Consider the following 14880-nt stretch of genomic DNA (forward strand, 5'->3'; position numbering starts at 1 on the left):
CCTGCCGACGAAGGAATCCCCGCCGGGCATCCCCAGCAATCCGCTGGTGCCCGGCGGGGATTCTTCTTTGGCTTTACCAGGCCGGCAGCACGGGCACCGGGCCGGCCGCCTCAACATCTTCGGCGTCGCCGCGTGCCAGCCATTTCAGGAGGCCCTCCCGGTCCGACTCGACCCGCAGGCCGCCGTCACCGATTACCCACTCGTCGCGTTCCTCGGTAACCAGCGTCATCCCGGGCGCGCCCTTGGCCCGCATGGCGCGTACCACGGTCTCGATGGCGTTCAACAGCGAATCGGGGTCGGCTTCCTCGATGGTCCACGCGGTGTCCAGATCATAGTGGTGCACCACCACCTCGGCAATCCGCAGCGCCACAATGGAGGTTGCCGGCAACTCCCGGCCACCCACCTTTACTTCCGGTGCCACAAGATCCCCGGTCAACCGCTGGGCTTCACCGGCGAAAGCGGCGGCCGAGTCCCGCACTTCAGCCAGGAGTTCCTCCCGCGGCAGGGCCGCAAGGGCGGCAATGGCCTGCGAGCGCGCTTCAGGGGACGCGTACAGCTGGCGTTCCTCCCCGGACGTGGCCCAGTCGATCAGCCCAACCAGGGCACGTCCGCTGGATGCGACGTGCGCGATGACCTGGGCACGGGTCCACCCTTCACACAGCGAAGCGGCAGCCAGTTCTTCATCGGACAAGGAGGAGACCGTGGCAAGGAACATGTCCGTCTCCCGGCCCAGGCGGGACAGGTCTGAGTGCAGCCGTGCTGGATTGATCATTCCGCCAGCCTAACCGGGGCGCCATGACCCCGGCCATGGTTACGGGCCTCCTGGTTCATACCGGCCGCGTATGGACTAAGACCGGCCCGCCAGCCACCGCCGGAAAGCCGCTGCCGCCGGGCGCATTGGGCCTGTTCCGCCGGATCCATCGCAAATACAGCCCCTTTGATATGCGGAAACTGCCCAATGCACCCCGGGCGCGAAACCGGGGATTCCCCTCATATGCCGTGCGTCACATTGCCTGTCAGGCTGGGTTGCCGAGGCCCCGGCGCGGATCCATCCGGATGCCGCAACGCCTCCACACCCGCCCCCCTGAAAGGACCTGCGCCATGACGCTGCCGCACCACCAATCAACAATCTCCGGAAACCCGGGAAAGGAGACCCGGACAGCCAACTGGGTGGCTTTCGTCATCTGCGCCGCGCTCCTTTTCGATGGGTACGACCTGGTGGTCTACGGCACCGTCCTTCCGGGACTGCTCGCGGACGCGGGCCAAATCGGTCATTTCGATGCGGCCACGGCCGGGCTCCTGGGGTCCTGGGCCCTCATTGGCGTGCTGGTGGGGTCGCTGGCATGCGGTGCCATCGGTGACTTCTTCGGCCGCCGCCGGCTGATGCTCGCGGGCATCGCCTGGTTCTCCCTGGGCATGTTCGCCACCGCCCTGGCCACGGATGTCACCGCCTTCGGCGCCCTCCGGTTTGCCACGGGCCTGGGCCTGGGCGTCGTCATCGCCAGCGCCGGCGCCACGATGGCCGAGTTCGCACCTGCGGGACGGCGGCAGTTCTACAACGCGATCGTGTACTCCGGAGTCCCCGCGGGCGGCGTGCTGGCGTCCGTCCTGGGTATCGCGTTCCTGGACAGCATCGGTTGGCGCGGCCTCTTCGTCATAGGCTCCCTGCCCCTCCTGGTCATCCTGCCCGTTGCCTGGCGGAAGCTTCCGGAATCCCCGCGGTGGCTGCTGGCCCGGGGCCGGGAAGAGGAAGCGCTGGCCGCTGCCTGGCGCACCGGGGTGCCGCTCGCCGAAGAGCAAGTAATCCGGGAGGCCGGCGCCGCCCCCCAGAAGTCCGGGTTCGCCGCCGTCTTTTCCCGCCAGTTCGCCGTGGCATCCATCCTGCTGGGCCTGATGTCCTTCTGCGGGCTCCTCCTCACCTACGGGCTCAACACCTGGCTGCCCAAGATCATGGAGGGCTATGGCTACGGACGCACCTACGCCCTCTTCTTCCCGCTGGCACTGAACCTCGGTGCCGTGGTGGGCGGTCTGGTCGCCTCCCGGATGGCCGACCGGAACGGACCGCAGCGGGTTATCGCTGCCACGTTTGCCCTCGCCACCATTTCCCTGGGACTGATGACCTTCAGCTTCCCGCTGCCGCTGCTCTTCACCTTCATCGCCACCGCCGGGGTGGGAACCTTGGGCACCCAGGTGCTGGTCTACGGTTTCCAGTCCAACTACTTCACTACCAATGCCCGTGCAGCCGGGGTCGCCTGGTGCGCCAGCGTGGGCCGGCTGGGCGGGGTCCTGGGTCCGATCATCGGCGGCTGGCTGGCAGCGGCGGGGATCGGCGGGGCAACAGCCTTCTACATCTACGGCGCGGTGGCCCTGCTTGGCGGCGCCGTCACCATCCTGGTACCCCGCCAGCACAAGCTGGAAGAAGCCCTCCCCCGGGCCGAAGAGCGGAAAGATTACGTCGAAAAAGTATCTAAGTAAGGCTTTTTATGGTTACTCTATGAATCAATGAGGCCGCTCCGCGCCTCCCCCGACCCGCTGGAAAGGTGGCACCGGATGGAAATCCGCCAGCTTAACTACTTCATCGCGGTGGCGGAGGAGCGGCACTTCGGCAGGGCGGCAAAGCGCCTCCACATGGCGCAGCCGCCCCTGTCCCAGCAGATCCGCCAGCTGGAAGACCAGCTGGGCGTCCAGCTCCTCAACCGCACCACCCGCCGGGTGGACCTGACAGCGGCGGGCCAGCTCCTGCTGGACCGCGGCCGCCAGATCGTCAACGACGTCGAAACGCTCCGCGCGGATGTCTACCAGGTGGGCAAGGGCGCCACCGGCGTCCTCCGGGTGGGGTTCTCCGGCTCGGCAACCTACGGCGTCATGCCCCGGATCGCCCGGCTCACCAAACAGGTCCTTCCCGGCCTGTCGCTGGCGCTGAACGGAGAGATGCTGACGCCGTCCATGGAAGCGGGGCTGCGGAACGGGACCCTGGACGCGGCACTGCTGCGTCCCCCCGTTGCCTCCGAGGAAATCGACTACCGCGTGGTCACCCAGGAGCCACTCGTCGTCGCGCTTCCCTCCTTCAGCGCGCTGGCGGTGGACCGGCCCGTGGCCATGCACGAACTGCAGGACCAGGACTTCATCGCCTACGCACCGGAGTCCGTGCTGAACCGCATTACCTCGGACCTCTGCCGGCAGGCAGGTTTCCAGCCACGGATCACGCAAGTGGTTGGTGAGACCTCCACCATGCTGGCGTTCGTGGCCGCTGGCGGCGGCATCGCCGTCATGCCGTCCAGCGTGCGCGCCTTCCAGCTCGAAGGCGTCGCATACCGGGAGATCGACAATGCTCCCCCGGTGGAACTCGCCGTCGCCTGCCTGCGCGGCCACCGGTCCGCCCTGCTGCAAAACTTCCTGGACATCGTGGCCACGGCAACCGCTGATGCCGCCACCCCCGCTCCCGCTGATGAAAGGCTCCTCCCATCATGAAGATCGCAGCCATCGAGGCGATCCCCTACTCGATCCCGTACCGCCACCCGCTCCATTTCGCCTCCGGCTCCGTGCACGAGGCCGACCACGTCCTGGTCCGCGTCCACACCGACGACGGCCTGGTGGGAACCGCGGACACCCCGCCCCGCCCGTACACCTACGGTGAGACGCAGAAGTCCATCGTCGCGGTGGTGCAGGATGTCTTCGCCCCGCAGCTGGTGGGCGTTGACGTCTTTGACCGGGAAAAGATCCAGGCCGTGATGGCGCGGACCATCCACAACCAGACGGCCAAGGGCGCGGTGGACATTGCCGTCTGGGACGTTATCGGCAAGACCCTGGGGCAGCCCGTGACCAAGCTGCTGGGCGGCTACACCGACTCGCTGCGTGTCTCCCACATGCTCGGATTCAAACCCGCCCCGGAACTCCTGGCCGTGGCCCTGGAGTTCCGGGAAACCTACGGCATCAACACCTTCAAGCTGAAGACCGGCCGCCGTCCGCTGAACCTGGACATCGAGGCCGCCAAAGTGCTGCGGGAAGGCCTGGGCGAAGACGCCGAGCTGTACATGGACGCCAACCGCGGCTGGACAGCCAACGAAGCCGCCGAGGTGCTGCGCCGCACCGCCGACCTCGGCCTGCAGTTCCTTGAGGAACCGGACGACGCCCGCGAAGTCCTGGGCCGCCGCCGGCTGGTCACCAACTCCCCCATCCCCATTGCCGCCGACGAATCCGCCGCCAACCTGGGCGAGGCGGCCCGCGAAATCCTCACCGGCGGGGCCAACCTCCTGTCCGTCAAGACCGCCCGGTCCGGCTTCACCGAAGCCGCCAAGATTGTTGGCATGGCCGAGGGCATGGGCATCGACGTCTACATCGGCAACCAGATCGACACCCAGGTGGGCACCGTGGCGTCGGTCGTATTCGGGGCAGCCTTCGCCCACACGGCCAAGCGCGCGGCGGAGCTGTCCAACTACCTGGATATGACCGATGACCTGCTGGCCCGGCCACTGGCCATCACGGACGGCCGAATCCACGTTCCCGAGGGCCCCGGCGCGGGCACCGACGTGGACGACGACAAGCTCGCCCACTACCGCATCGACTGACATTCCATCCCTTCCACCGAGAGGTCACCATGAAGTACCTGGTCCATATGGACGTCAACCTGCCCGACGGCATGCCCGCCGACGAAGCCGCCGGGATCAAGGCAAAGGAGAAGGCCTACTCCCAGGAACTGCAGCGCTCCGGCAAATGGCCTGAGATCTGGCGCGTGGTGGGCGAATACGCCAACTACTCCATCTTCGACGTCGAATCGAACGACGAGCTCCACGGCATCCTGCAGGACCTTCCGCTGTTCCCGTACATGGACATCACTGTGGTCCCGCTGGCCAAGCACCCTTCGGATGTAAAGTAGCCGGGTCAGTCCTTGGCCCGGAACGCCGCCGCGAGTTCGCTGCGGGACCGGATTCCCATCTTCCGGTACAGCCGCGTGAGGTGGTACTGCACCGTCTTTTCGGCCAGGAACAGGGCCCGGGCCGCTTCCTTGTTGGTGGCGCCCGCAGCCACCAGCTCGGCCACGGCCTGTTCCTGGGCCGTGAGCTGTTGATGGTGGCCGCCCACAGAGGAGAGCACCGGGTCCGCCGGGTCCGGCAGGTTCCCCACGTCCAGGCCAGTTGCCTTCAGCTCGCGGTCGCACCGTTCCACATAGGTGGCCGCGCCAAGGGTGTCATACAGGTCCCGCGCCGCCCGCAGCACCGATGACGCCAGGCGCCGCTTTCCGGCCCGGCGCATGCTTTGCCCGAACGCGAAACTGATCCGCGCCCGCAGATAGGGGCGGTTGAGCCCGCGAAGGTGCCCCAGCGCCGCCTCGAAGTACTCCCTTGCCGTGTCCGGGTCCCCCTGCGCGGCCAGCAGCCGGCCCCTGGCCCACGCCACGCGGGCCAGATCCGAGGGGACTTCCCGCTCGCGATGCACTCCTTCAAAAGCGGTAAGGAACGTCTCTGCGGCATCGAGTTTGTCGGTCATGACCAGCGCGTTGACGTAGGTGTCCTGCCACGGCCAGAAGGACACCCGTTGATCGGTCCAAGGGTCCAGTTCCGCCAGCGGCTGCAGGGCGGCCAGGGCACTTTCGTAGTCTGCCCGTGCCTCGTGGAAGCGGGCGCGCGCCAGGCTTGCCGGGACCTGCATGGCCCGGTAAGTTCCCGGCTGCACCGCGGCCTGTGAAACGTAGTAGCGTGCCCGGTCCCAGTCGCCCCGCATGGACCACAGCTCGGCGGCCGTCCAGTACAGCAGCGGCCGGATCAGCGGCATCCGCGAGGTCTCCAGCCGGACGCTTGCCCGGGAGACGGTGGCCGCGGCCGCGTCCCAGTTGCCCAGCACGAGGTGGGTGCGGGCAAGCCAGGCCTCGGCCCACAGGGAGATCCGCAGCGATCCCCCGCGGTACTCGGTGGGGGCGGCCGACTCAAAATTCACCAGCGCGGATTCTGCGTTGTCCAGGCGCAGGGCCAGCCACCCGGCGCCCATCTGCACGCGCTGCTTCTGGGCATTCTCGGCCGCGTGGGCGGAGGCCCGCTGGTAGGAGGCCTCGGCGTCCGATATGCGGCCCTGGGCATAGAGGCCCAGGCCGTAGATGGCCTCCGACTCGATGTGAGCCGGAGTTCCGGGTTCGGTCAGAGCCATCGCGCGTTCGGCCCAGCCGGTGATCATCGGACCGTCCCACGAGGCCACCCCGTGGAGGACGAAACGCTGGGCCACCTGCGCTGCCGCGGCGGGTTCATGTTGCGGATTGCTGGTTCGCCAGGCCATCTCCAGTTGGCTTTGGGCGCTGTCATTCTGGCCGGACACCGTGGACAGGTACCCCAGCACCGAGGAGCGCAGGGGCGACGGCGGCAGGGCATCCACCGCCCCCGCCCAGGCCTGCGCCTGGGCAACATTGCCGGAGCCCACCAAGGCGTCGACGGCTTTCAGGAGCCGGAGGTTCCGGGCGCGGATATCGGGGGACAGCCGTGAGGCGGAGAACAGTGCGGTGGAGGCATCCTGCCATGCGCCAACCGTGGCCTGCCGCCGCGCGAACTCTTCCAGCTCCGCGGCCAGGGTTTCGTCTGCGGCCGGGGTGGCGGCAACGCGGTGGCCCAGCTGTTCGCCCTCGGACTGGACAGCCTCGGCGGCCTTCCGGTGCAGGGCAATGCGCCGGCTGGGGACGATCTGCTCGTAGACCGCTTCCGCGGTGCCGGGTTCCAGGAAGGCGACGGCGGAGCGGGACTGGTCCACGGACAGTCGCAGCAGCCCCGCACGGTGTCCCTCATCGAGTGCCGCCAGGACGGATTCCAGTCCGCCCACCCTGGCCACCTCCGCCAGGCCGGCGCCGGGGCCGAGCACCGCTGCGGCCTCCGCGGCGGTGACCAGGGCGGGGGACGCGGCGGCCAGGACGCTGCGGACCCTGGCGCGCACCCGGGAGGTGGGCGGCAGGGACGGAAACCAGGACTGCCAGGTTTCCGGCGGCAGCTCGCGGAGCAGCTCCACGATGGACTGGGCAATCCCGCCGGTGTGCGTCACCAGGCCGTGCGCCGCTGTTGCACTGAGGTCCAGGCCGAACAGGCTCCGTGCCAGGTCCTGGACCTGCTGCGGCGACAGGGGCTCCAGCGGAATCCGGGCCACCTGGTGGCCGGTGAGGAAGTCGAGCACGCCGGCCGGGACACGGGGCGCGTCTACAGGGTTGAGGGTCAGCAGGAACAGGACCCGTTTGTCATGCAGCCTCCGCATGACAAAGGTGAGGATGCGCAGGCTCGCCTCGTCGAGCTTGTGGACGTCGTCGACGGCGACCACCACGCTGCCGTGCGTCTGCAGGCCTTCGAGATGGGTGCTGAGGGTGGAGGCGTAGTTGACCACCTGGTCCGGGGTCAGGGAGGCGACGGGCCCCGGCGCCAGGGCCGGGCCGCCGTCGTAATCCTTTGCCGTACGGAGCGGCAGGGTCCGCATGAGCTGGGAGTAGCCTGCCAGGGCGAACTGCGCCTCCCAGTCGTCCCCCATGGCGGACAGCACGCGGACGCCTCGGGCGGCCGTGCGGCAGTGCTCAAGGAAGAGCTCCAGGAGTGCCGTTTTCCCGGATCCGGACGGGCCGGAGAGCACAACGGTCCCCACCTTGCCTTTGCGAACGGTCCGGAGGGTTTCAAGCAGCTGCTCGAAGACGCCGGCGCGGCCCGCCAGCGGGAAATCCTCAGCCGTGTCGCCCTGGGTGGAGCCCGCCGTCATGGCTGCAATCCTACCGGAGCGGCCTGGGCGCCCCCCATGGCGTGCATCCATCAGATGCACTAGCCCAGGTCGCCGCCGGCCACCGGAAGGATGCTCCCGGTCAGGTAGGACGCCTCGTCCGAGGCAAGGAACACGATGGGCGCCGCCTGCTCGTCCAGGGTGCCGTAGCGCTTCATGAACGAGGACTCCACCGTCTGGTCAACGATGGTTTGGTACCAGTCCTTCTCGGTGGCGGACTCGGCTTCCGGCCCGCGCTTGACCTTCCGCGGCGGGGCTTCGGTGCCGCCCGGGGCGGTGGCCACCACGCGGATGCCGTGCCCGGCCACCTCCATGGCCAGCGACTGGGTCAGGGCGTTCACGCCACCTTTCGCCGCGGCATAGGGCACCCGGTGCATTCCCCGGGTGGCCACCGAGGAGACGTTCACGATCGTGCCCGAACCCTGCTCCATCATGGCCGGCAGGACTGCCCGGCAGGTCCAGAGCGTGGGAAAGAGCGAGCGGCGGATTTCCTTCTCGATCTTGTCCTCGTCGTACTCCTGGTAGGGGCGGGCCCAGATGGTGCCGCCCACGTTGTTGACCAGCACGTCCACGCGGCCGTGGGCTGCGAGCGCTGCCTTGATGGCCTGGGTGGCGCCGGCGAAGGTCTCCAGGTCCGCGGTGACGGACGTGGCCGCCCCGCCCGAACCCGACGCCTTGGCGGCCTCGTCGATGCCGCGGGCAACGTCGTGGACCAGATCCGCGCGGTCCACCAGGACCACCACGCCGCCTTCGGCGCCGATGCGCTCGGCCACCTTCTGGCCGATCCCCTGGGCGGCACCGGTGACGACGGCGACCTTGCCGCCGAACCTGCCCGGCGTCACGTATTGCCCGGCGTACGGCGCAGCCATCAGCGGGTGGCCTTGGCGTCGATGGCCCCGGCCATGGTGTCCTTCGCGTCCTGGGCATGGGCGGTGATGACGGCGCGCAGGTGGTCCTTGTCGCCGCGTTCGAAGGCGTTCACGATCTCAAGGTGGTCCTGCGTGACGCGTTCGAAGATCGGCGTCCCGGCTTCGAACGCCGCGGCCATCTGGGCGTGGACATCCAGGCGCCGGTACGACTCCAGCAGCATCGGGTTGTCGCAGACCATGAAGAGGTACTCATGGAATTCTTCGTTGGTGCGCGCGAATTCCTCGGGGTCGGTGATGTTCCCGTCCTGCACCGAGCCGGTGGTGGCTTCCGCGAGCCGGCGGAACTGGCGAAGTTGCTGTTCGCTGAGCCTTCCCAGCAGCAGTTCGCTGACCGCAAGCTCCAGGCCCATGCGGGCGTCCAGCTGGGCGAAGCTGTCCTCCTTGCGGAAATCCAGCCGGCCGGTCTCCAGCGAGGACACGGCCTCGCCCCGGCTCATGGTGTCGCCTTCGGCCTGGATCTTCCCGGCCGGTGCCGGGGCCCCGGTTTCGGCGTCGCCTCCGGTGGTCTCCTTCGGCGCGAAACGTTCGAAGTAGAAGTTGGCGGGCTTGATGCCTTCGGTATCCAGCCACTTGGAGACGGCGTTGACCATGGGCGGCGGCCCGCAGAGGTAGATGTCCACGTCGCCGTCGTTGAGGTGCTTCGGTTCGATGATCTGCGTGACGTAGCCGGTGTGCGGTGCGGAGGTGCCGGGCTCGGAGGCGATGTAGTCCCAGGTGAAGCCGGGCAGTTTCGCCTCGTAGGCGCAGAGCCAGTCCAGGCCCACGATGTCCGCCTCGCGGGTGAGCCCGTAGATGAGGTGCACCGGGCTGGACGGCGGGTTCTCGGAAAGCTTCTCGAGGATGGACAGCAGCGGTGCCAGGCCGGTGCCGCCGGCCAGGAGCAGCAGGGGCCGTTTGGGCTCGCGGAGGAAGAAGGATCCGTAGGGGCCGGTGAATTCGATGGCGTCGCCTACCGCAGCGCGGTCGCGCAGGTACTCGGACATGGCACCCTGCGGGGTCACGCGGACCATGAAGGACGCATCGTCCACCTCGGGGCCGCTGCTGAAGGAGTAGGAGCGCTCGGCGTCGGTACCGGGGACCTTGAGGTTGACGTACTGGCCCGGCAGGAACGCCAGTGCATCCCGGTTCTCCACCTCGAGGGTGAAGGAGACCGTGGTGTCGGTGTGCCGGTTGAGTTCCTTGATGGTGGAGCTGAAGGTGGCGGCCGCCGTCTTTGCCGACTCGGACGTGGCCGGGATCTGGATGGCCAGGTCGGACTCCGGGACGGCCTGGCACGTCAGCATGTAGCCCTTTTCGAGCTCCTCTTCGGTCATGGCGTCATCGATGAAGTCGCCCGGGTCGAAGGAGCCTGAGTCGCAGAACGCCTTGCAGGTGCCGCACGCGCCGTCGCGGCAGTCCGACGGAATGTTGATCCGCGCCTTGTAGGCCGCGTCCATGACGGTCTCATAGTCGCCGACCTTGATGACTTTGGTAACGCCGTCTTCGAAGCTGAGGGCTACTTTGTGGCCCATGGGGTCCTCCTGACTGGGCGGGCGCGTCGTCGCGTCCGGGGAAAAAGTTGGGCGTGCCCGGCGGGCACGGAATGGGACAGGCCGTGCGGCGCCCGGTTGGTCCGGGCGCCCGCGCGGGACAGGTCAGATCATGTAGACGTCCACCACGTGGTGGATGTAGTCGTTCTTCAGGACGACTTTCTTCTTCAGGATCACCGGCTGCGGGCCGGAAAGGTCGATCGTGTAGAAGCTGGTGCCGAAGTACGTGTCCGTCGTGTTGTAGCGGAAGTACAAGGTGAACCAGTTGAAGCGCACCTCCACCTTGCTGCCGTCGTTCGACAACACTTCGACGTCCGTGACGTTGTGGCCCGTTCGCGGCTCGGGGAGGGAGGTGGCGGACGACCTGTCGGTCTTGATCCGGAATACCCGGTCCTCGATGCCGCCCCGGTTGTCGTAGTAAATCAGGGAGATCTCGTTGAGGGGGTCCTGCGTCAGCTGGTCGTCCACATCCCAGGCCGGCATCCAGAATTCGGAGTCCGGGTGGTAGCACTCAAGCCATTCATCGAACCGGCGGTCATCCAGCAGGCGGGCTTCCCGGTACAGGAACGCCCGGACGGTTTCAAGGGTTGTGATCTCCTCCGCGGTCTTCAGGACCGGGGCGGTGTGGGTCAGATTGGTCATGGGTTCTGCGCTCTCTGTGGTTCCGGCGGGCTCTCTCAGGCGGTGACGGGAACGGAATCCAGGGCGGAACGCTCCTCTTCCTCCGCCAGGGCCCGGTCCATGACTTCCTTCCAGTACCCGTGCTGGATGGGGTAGAGCCCTTCGTCTTCGGTGCGCACGCCGGAGGCGATCACCCTGGTCATGCCCAGGGCCCGCGCCTGCTCGTCCGGACCGGTGATCTCGTGGGTGGAGCCGCGGGTCATGTCGTTCCACGGGGCGCTGGTGGCCCAGTAGGTCTTGTTGCAGGAGCGGAATTCCTCGAGGTCGTCCGGCGTGGCCATGCCCGTGGCGTTGAAGAAGTCCTCGTACTGGCGGATGCGCTTGGAACGGTTCTCCTGGGACTCACCCTTGGGGGCGATGCAGTAGATGGTCACCTCGGTCTGGTCCGCGGAGATCGGCCGGAAGTGGCGGATCTGCGAGGAGAACTGGTCCATGATGTAGACGTTCGGGTACAGGCAGAGGTTGCGCGAGATGTTGATCATGAAGTTGGCCATTTCCTCGCCGTACTTGGCCACAAGCTCGTCGCGGCGGTCCCAGAGCGGGCGGTCCTGGGGGTTGGTCCATTCCTGCCACAGCAGCAGGTGCCCGTGGTCGTAGGAGTAGAACCCACCCTTGACCTTGCCCCACTTACCGGCGTCCATGGCCTTGGTCTTATTGGCGGAGTCTCCGGCGCTGCGGCGGGCGGTGGTGGCTGCGTAGTTCCAGTGCACGGCCGTGACGTGGTAGCCGTCGGCGCCGTTCTCGGCCTGGACCTTCCAGTTGCCGTCGTAGGTGTAGGTGGACGAGCCGCGCAGGACTTCCAGGCCTTCGGGCGACTGGTCGACGATGGAGTCGATGACCTTGGTGGCATCGCCAAGGTGTTCCTCGAGCGGGAGGACGTCAGCCTTCAGCGAGCCGAACAGGAAGCCGCGGTAGGACTCGAAGCGGGCCACCTTGGTGAGGTCGTGCGAGCCTTCCTTGTTGAAGGTCTCGGGGTAGCCGGCGTTCCGTGAGTCCTTGACCTTCAGCAGTTCCCCGGAGTTCTTGAAGGTCCAGCCGTGGAACGGGCAGGTGAAGGTGGTGCGGTTGTCCGTCTTGCGGCGGCACAGCATGGCACCGCGGTGCGAACAGGCGTTGACCAGGCAGTTCAGCTTCCCGTCCTTGTCCCGGGTGATCATCACGGGGGTGCGGCCGATATAGGTGGTGAAGTAGTCGCCCACGTTGGGGATCTGCGACTCGTGGGCGAGGTACACCCAGTTGCCTTCGAAGATGTGCTTCATCTCGAGTTCGAAGATCTCCTGGTCGGTGAAGATCTCGCGCTTGGCCCGGATGACGCCGTTCTCGCGGTCGTCGATCACGGCGTCGGCAAGGACCTCGCGGGCATGGATCAGGTTCTCGGTCATGGCGTGCTCCTTCATTGGAGATTGCTGGACGGATGGGCGGAGGTCCACTCGGGAAGAGGCTTCGGCGGCGGACGTTGTCCAGCAATTCTTGCCGCTCGTGATTGGCCTCACATCAGGCAAATACCTAGGTTCCACCAAGGGTGTCTTTATGTACTGATAATGACTCAAAAGACGCCTAGTTGATATTTGTAGCGTCCTTATCTGCGGGCCTACGATTGAGACCGAGATCACGCAGGCCGAGCAACGCAGGCGAAACTTTCCGCCCCGCAGGCCGCGTGGGGAGCAGGAGCCCTTCCTGTCCCATTCAATGAAGAAGGTGGACATCGTCATGACCCAAACCCCAACGGACAGCCGCACGGAAAACGAAGGCACCGCCGTCGAAGCAGGCACCAAGGCAACCGAGCGGTTCGCAGCGTCGGGCAAGCTCTCCAAGGTGGATGTATCCAAGGAACGGGTGAGCCTGCTGGCCGGCGCGCTGATCAAGGCCGCCAACGACATCGTCGAGGAGCACCAGGTCACCTACGAGGAATACAACGCGCTCAAAGCGTGGCTGATCAAGGTTGGGACGGACGGTGAATGGCCGCTGTTCCTCGACGTCTGGCTTGAGCACACCGTTGAGGACGTCAACTCCCAGGACCGCCCCGGCACCGTGGGCACCATCGAAGGCCCCTACTACGTTCCCAACTCCCCGGAACTCCAGACGCCCGCCACGGTTGAAATGCGCGACGGCGAAGAAGGCACCCCGCTGCGCTTCAGCGGCCAGTTCACCGACACCGACGGCAACCCCATCCAGGGCGCCCAGGTGGAGATCTGGCACGCGGACGCCGCCGGCTTCTACTCCCAGTACGCCCCTGGCCTGCCCGAGTGGCTCTTCCGCGCCACCGTCAAGGCCTCGGACGATGGCCGGTTCGAGATCAACACGATGCGTCCGGCGCCGTACCAGATCCCCACGGACGGCGCCTGCGGGCAGCTGATCAGCGCCGCGGGCTGGCACGCCTGGCGTCCGGCGCACATCCACATCAAGGTGTCCGCACCGGGCTACGAGCCGGTCACCCAGCAGCTCTACTTCCCCGGCGATCCCCACAACGCTGACGACATCGCCTCGGCAGTGAAGCCCGAACTGATGCTGGACCCCCGCCCCCGTTCCGACGGCAAGGGCGAGGAAGTAGTTTATGACTACGTCCTGGCCAAGCAGGGCCAGAAGAAGTAGCACGCAAACTGGGAGATACCCCCGCACGGAGGCGCTCCGGAGCTGATGCTTCGGAGCGCCTCCGGTTTTTCCGCCCCAGCCAGGAGCCCCGATGAGCCATCCCCGCCCACATCCGACCGCCAGCTCCGTTGAGGCAGCCCAGCCTGTGCCTGAGCCCCTGCTGGAACGTCCGGGGGTCCGGCCTGCAGGCCCCCGCCGGATTCTTCGCGACCTGGGTCTGTCCTATGTCTCGAACGGCGCTATTGGGCTCATTTTCGCGGCATCCGGGCCCATCGCCGTCACCCTGGCCGTCGGAACGGCCGGCGGCCTTACCCAGGGCCAGCTCTCGTCCTGGGTTTTTGGCATTCTGTTTTCGGGCGGCGCGGCCACGCTGCTGATGTCGCTCATTTACCGGCAGCCCCTGGGCTTCGCCTGGTCCATCCCCGGCACAGTGCTCCTGGGACCGTCCCTGCAGCACCTTTCCTTTCCCGAAGTCGTCGGGGCCTTCTTCACCTCCGGCGTGCTGATCCTCGCCCTGGGCGCCACCGGCGTGGTGCGAAAAGCCATGGCGCTGGTACCCATGCCGCTCGTGATGGCCATGGTGGCCGCGGTGTTCCTGAAGTTCGGCACGGACATTGTTGCCTCCACCCAGGACAATCCGGCCGTGGCTGCTCCGATGGTGGCTGCGTTCCTGGTCCTCACCGCAGTTCCCACGCTTGGCAGGTTCCTGCCGCCGGTTCTGGGCACCCTGATGGCAGGCGGCATCGCCGTGGCCGTTAGCGGCCAGTTCAACCTGGCGCCCGGCGGACCGCTCCTGGCCACCCCGGTTTTCACCGCCCCTGAATTCACGTGGGCCGCGCAGCTGGAGCTCGTAGTTCCGCTGGCCGTCACCGTGCTGTTCGTCCAAAACGGCCAGGGTATCGCCGTCCTCCGCGCTGCCGGTCACCGGCCGCCCGTGAATGCCTTCGCCATGACCTCCGGCGCGTTCTCGGTACTGAACGCCGGGTTTGGCGCCGTTTCAGCATGCGTTACAGGCCCCACCAACGCCCTGTTGACCTCGTCCGGGAGCCGTCAGCGCCAATACACGGCCGCCGTGGCCTACGGCGTGCTGGCCTTGGTGTTCGCAGCGTTTGCCCCCACACTGACCCGGCTGATGCTGGCGGCGCCCAAGGAGTTCGTCCTGGCGCTGGGTGGCATCGCGATGCTCCGGGCCCTTCAGCAGGCCTTCGTCACGGCCTTCGCCACCAGCTTCACCCTGGGCTCCCTTGTGACCTTCGTGGTGACCATCTCCGGCATGAACCTCTTCAATGTCCATGCGGCGTTCTGGGGCCTGGTGATTGGCTATGGGGTGTCCCGCCTGCTGGAGCGCGCCGACCACGCCCAACCCTGATACCGTGCCGCCCGCCCGCTGGCCGGGATCCGCGAAAGTGCGCTCCCGG

At 67.1% G+C, this 14880-nt stretch carries 12 protein-coding genes; 6 read left to right on the forward strand and 6 right to left on the reverse strand.

The annotated features are described in order from the left end of the window. Positions 1 to 73: 73 nt before the first annotated feature. Positions 74 to 772 carry a maleylpyruvate isomerase family mycothiol-dependent enzyme gene (locus tag ACEN9K_RS20535; protein WP_495634959.1) on the reverse strand — a complete coding sequence of 233 codons (699 nt, stop codon included), beginning with the start codon at positions 770 to 772 and terminating at the stop codon, positions 74 to 76. 329 nt (positions 773 to 1101) lie between these two features. Between ACEN9K_RS20535 and ACEN9K_RS20540 the strand changes: the two genes are divergently transcribed. The 4 genes from ACEN9K_RS20540 (at position 1102) to catC (ending at position 4876) form a co-directional block, all read left to right on the forward strand. Next, on the forward strand, positions 1102 to 2475 hold the full coding sequence (locus tag ACEN9K_RS20540) for an MFS transporter (RefSeq protein WP_495634960.1): 1374 nt from the start codon (positions 1102 to 1104) through the stop codon (positions 2473 to 2475). Positions 2476 to 2550: 75 nt separating this feature from the next. Then, positions 2551 to 3471 carry a LysR substrate-binding domain-containing protein gene (locus tag ACEN9K_RS20545; protein ID WP_495634961.1) on the forward strand — a complete coding sequence of 307 codons (921 nt, stop codon included), beginning with the start codon at positions 2551 to 2553 and terminating at the stop codon, positions 3469 to 3471. Continuing rightward, complete coding sequence (locus tag ACEN9K_RS20550; protein WP_495634962.1) at positions 3468 to 4568, forward strand: mandelate racemase/muconate lactonizing enzyme family protein; 1101 nt, start codon at positions 3468 to 3470, stop codon at positions 4566 to 4568. Before ACEN9K_RS20545 ends, ACEN9K_RS20550 begins: the two co-directional genes overlap by 4 nt. Positions 4569 to 4597: 29 nt before the next feature. Continuing rightward, on the forward strand, positions 4598 to 4876 hold the full coding sequence (gene catC, locus ACEN9K_RS20555; RefSeq protein ID WP_488315465.1) for a muconolactone Delta-isomerase: 279 nt from the start codon (positions 4598 to 4600) through the stop codon (positions 4874 to 4876). A gap of 5 nt (positions 4877 to 4881) precedes the next feature. On the opposite strand, the gene ACEN9K_RS20560 is transcribed toward catC, so the two are convergent. The 5 genes from ACEN9K_RS20560 to benA form a co-directional block, all read right to left on the reverse strand. After that, complete coding sequence (locus tag ACEN9K_RS20560; RefSeq protein ID WP_495634963.1) at positions 4882 to 7713, reverse strand: AAA family ATPase; 2832 nt, start codon at positions 7711 to 7713, stop codon at positions 4882 to 4884. 59 nt (positions 7714 to 7772) lie between these two features. Beyond that, positions 7773 to 8600: a 1,6-dihydroxycyclohexa-2,4-diene-1-carboxylate dehydrogenase gene (locus ACEN9K_RS20565; protein ID WP_488315463.1), complete on the reverse strand. Its 828-nt coding sequence runs from the start codon at positions 8598 to 8600 to the stop codon at positions 7773 to 7775. Beyond that, positions 8600 to 10171 carry a benzoate 1,2-dioxygenase electron transfer component BenC gene (benC, locus tag ACEN9K_RS20570; protein WP_495634964.1) on the reverse strand — a complete coding sequence of 524 codons (1572 nt, stop codon included), beginning with the start codon at positions 10169 to 10171 and terminating at the stop codon, positions 8600 to 8602. Before benC ends, ACEN9K_RS20565 begins: the two co-directional genes overlap by 1 nt. Positions 10172 to 10294: 123 nt before the next feature. Continuing rightward, the gene (gene benB, locus ACEN9K_RS20575) at positions 10295 to 10831 is read right to left on the reverse strand and encodes a benzoate 1,2-dioxygenase small subunit (protein ID WP_488315461.1); all 537 of its coding nucleotides are present in this window, start codon (positions 10829 to 10831) and stop codon (positions 10295 to 10297) included. A gap of 35 nt (positions 10832 to 10866) precedes the next feature. Continuing rightward, positions 10867 to 12252 (reverse strand): benzoate 1,2-dioxygenase large subunit, encoded by a 1386-nt coding sequence (gene benA, locus ACEN9K_RS20580; protein ID WP_495634965.1) that lies wholly within the window; start codon positions 12250 to 12252, stop codon positions 10867 to 10869. A 328-nt stretch (positions 12253 to 12580) separates the two neighbouring features. On the opposite strand from benA, the gene catA reads away from it, so the two are divergent. Both catA and ACEN9K_RS20590 read left to right on the forward strand, forming a co-directional pair. Beyond that, the gene (catA, locus tag ACEN9K_RS20585) at positions 12581 to 13462 is read left to right on the forward strand and encodes a catechol 1,2-dioxygenase (protein WP_495634966.1); all 882 of its coding nucleotides are present in this window, start codon (positions 12581 to 12583) and stop codon (positions 13460 to 13462) included. A gap of 91 nt (positions 13463 to 13553) precedes the next feature. Then, positions 13554 to 14831 carry a benzoate/H(+) symporter BenE family transporter gene (locus ACEN9K_RS20590; RefSeq protein ID WP_495634967.1) on the forward strand — a complete coding sequence of 426 codons (1278 nt, stop codon included), beginning with the start codon at positions 13554 to 13556 and terminating at the stop codon, positions 14829 to 14831. Positions 14832 to 14880: the final 49 nt, after the last annotated feature.

The sequence above is a fragment of the Pseudarthrobacter sp. Pseusp20 genome (assembly GCF_059492155.1).

What these genes read in the sequence shown, in the direction of transcription:
- benC (WP_495634964.1), bottom strand. Translation starts at nt 10,171, where the DNA reads ATGGGCCACAAAGTAGCCCTCAGCTTCGAAGACGGCGTTACCAAAGTC.
- ACEN9K_RS20590 (WP_495634967.1), top strand. Translation starts at nt 13,554, where the DNA reads ATGAGCCATCCCCGCCCACATCCGACCGCCAGCTCCGTTGAGGCAGCC.
- ACEN9K_RS20560 (WP_495634963.1), bottom strand. Translation starts at nt 7,713, where the DNA reads ATGACGGCGGGCTCCACCCAGGGCGACACGGCTGAGGATTTCCCGCTG.
- catA (WP_495634966.1), top strand. Translation starts at nt 12,581, where the DNA reads ATGACCCAAACCCCAACGGACAGCCGCACGGAAAACGAAGGCACCGCC.
- benA (WP_495634965.1), bottom strand. Translation starts at nt 12,252, where the DNA reads ATGACCGAGAACCTGATCCATGCCCGCGAGGTCCTTGCCGACGCCGTG.
- ACEN9K_RS20545 (WP_495634961.1), top strand. Translation starts at nt 2,551, where the DNA reads ATGGAAATCCGCCAGCTTAACTACTTCATCGCGGTGGCGGAGGAGCGG.
- benB (WP_488315461.1), bottom strand. Translation starts at nt 10,831, where the DNA reads ATGACCAATCTGACCCACACCGCCCCGGTCCTGAAGACCGCGGAGGAG.
- catC (WP_488315465.1), top strand. Translation starts at nt 4,598, where the DNA reads ATGAAGTACCTGGTCCATATGGACGTCAACCTGCCCGACGGCATGCCC.
- ACEN9K_RS20540 (WP_495634960.1), top strand. Translation starts at nt 1,102, where the DNA reads ATGACGCTGCCGCACCACCAATCAACAATCTCCGGAAACCCGGGAAAG.
- ACEN9K_RS20535 (WP_495634959.1), bottom strand. Translation starts at nt 772, where the DNA reads ATGATCAATCCAGCACGGCTGCACTCAGACCTGTCCCGCCTGGGCCGG.
- ACEN9K_RS20550 (WP_495634962.1), top strand. Translation starts at nt 3,468, where the DNA reads ATGAAGATCGCAGCCATCGAGGCGATCCCCTACTCGATCCCGTACCGC.
- ACEN9K_RS20565 (WP_488315463.1), bottom strand. Translation starts at nt 8,600, where the DNA reads ATGGCTGCGCCGTACGCCGGGCAATACGTGACGCCGGGCAGGTTCGGC.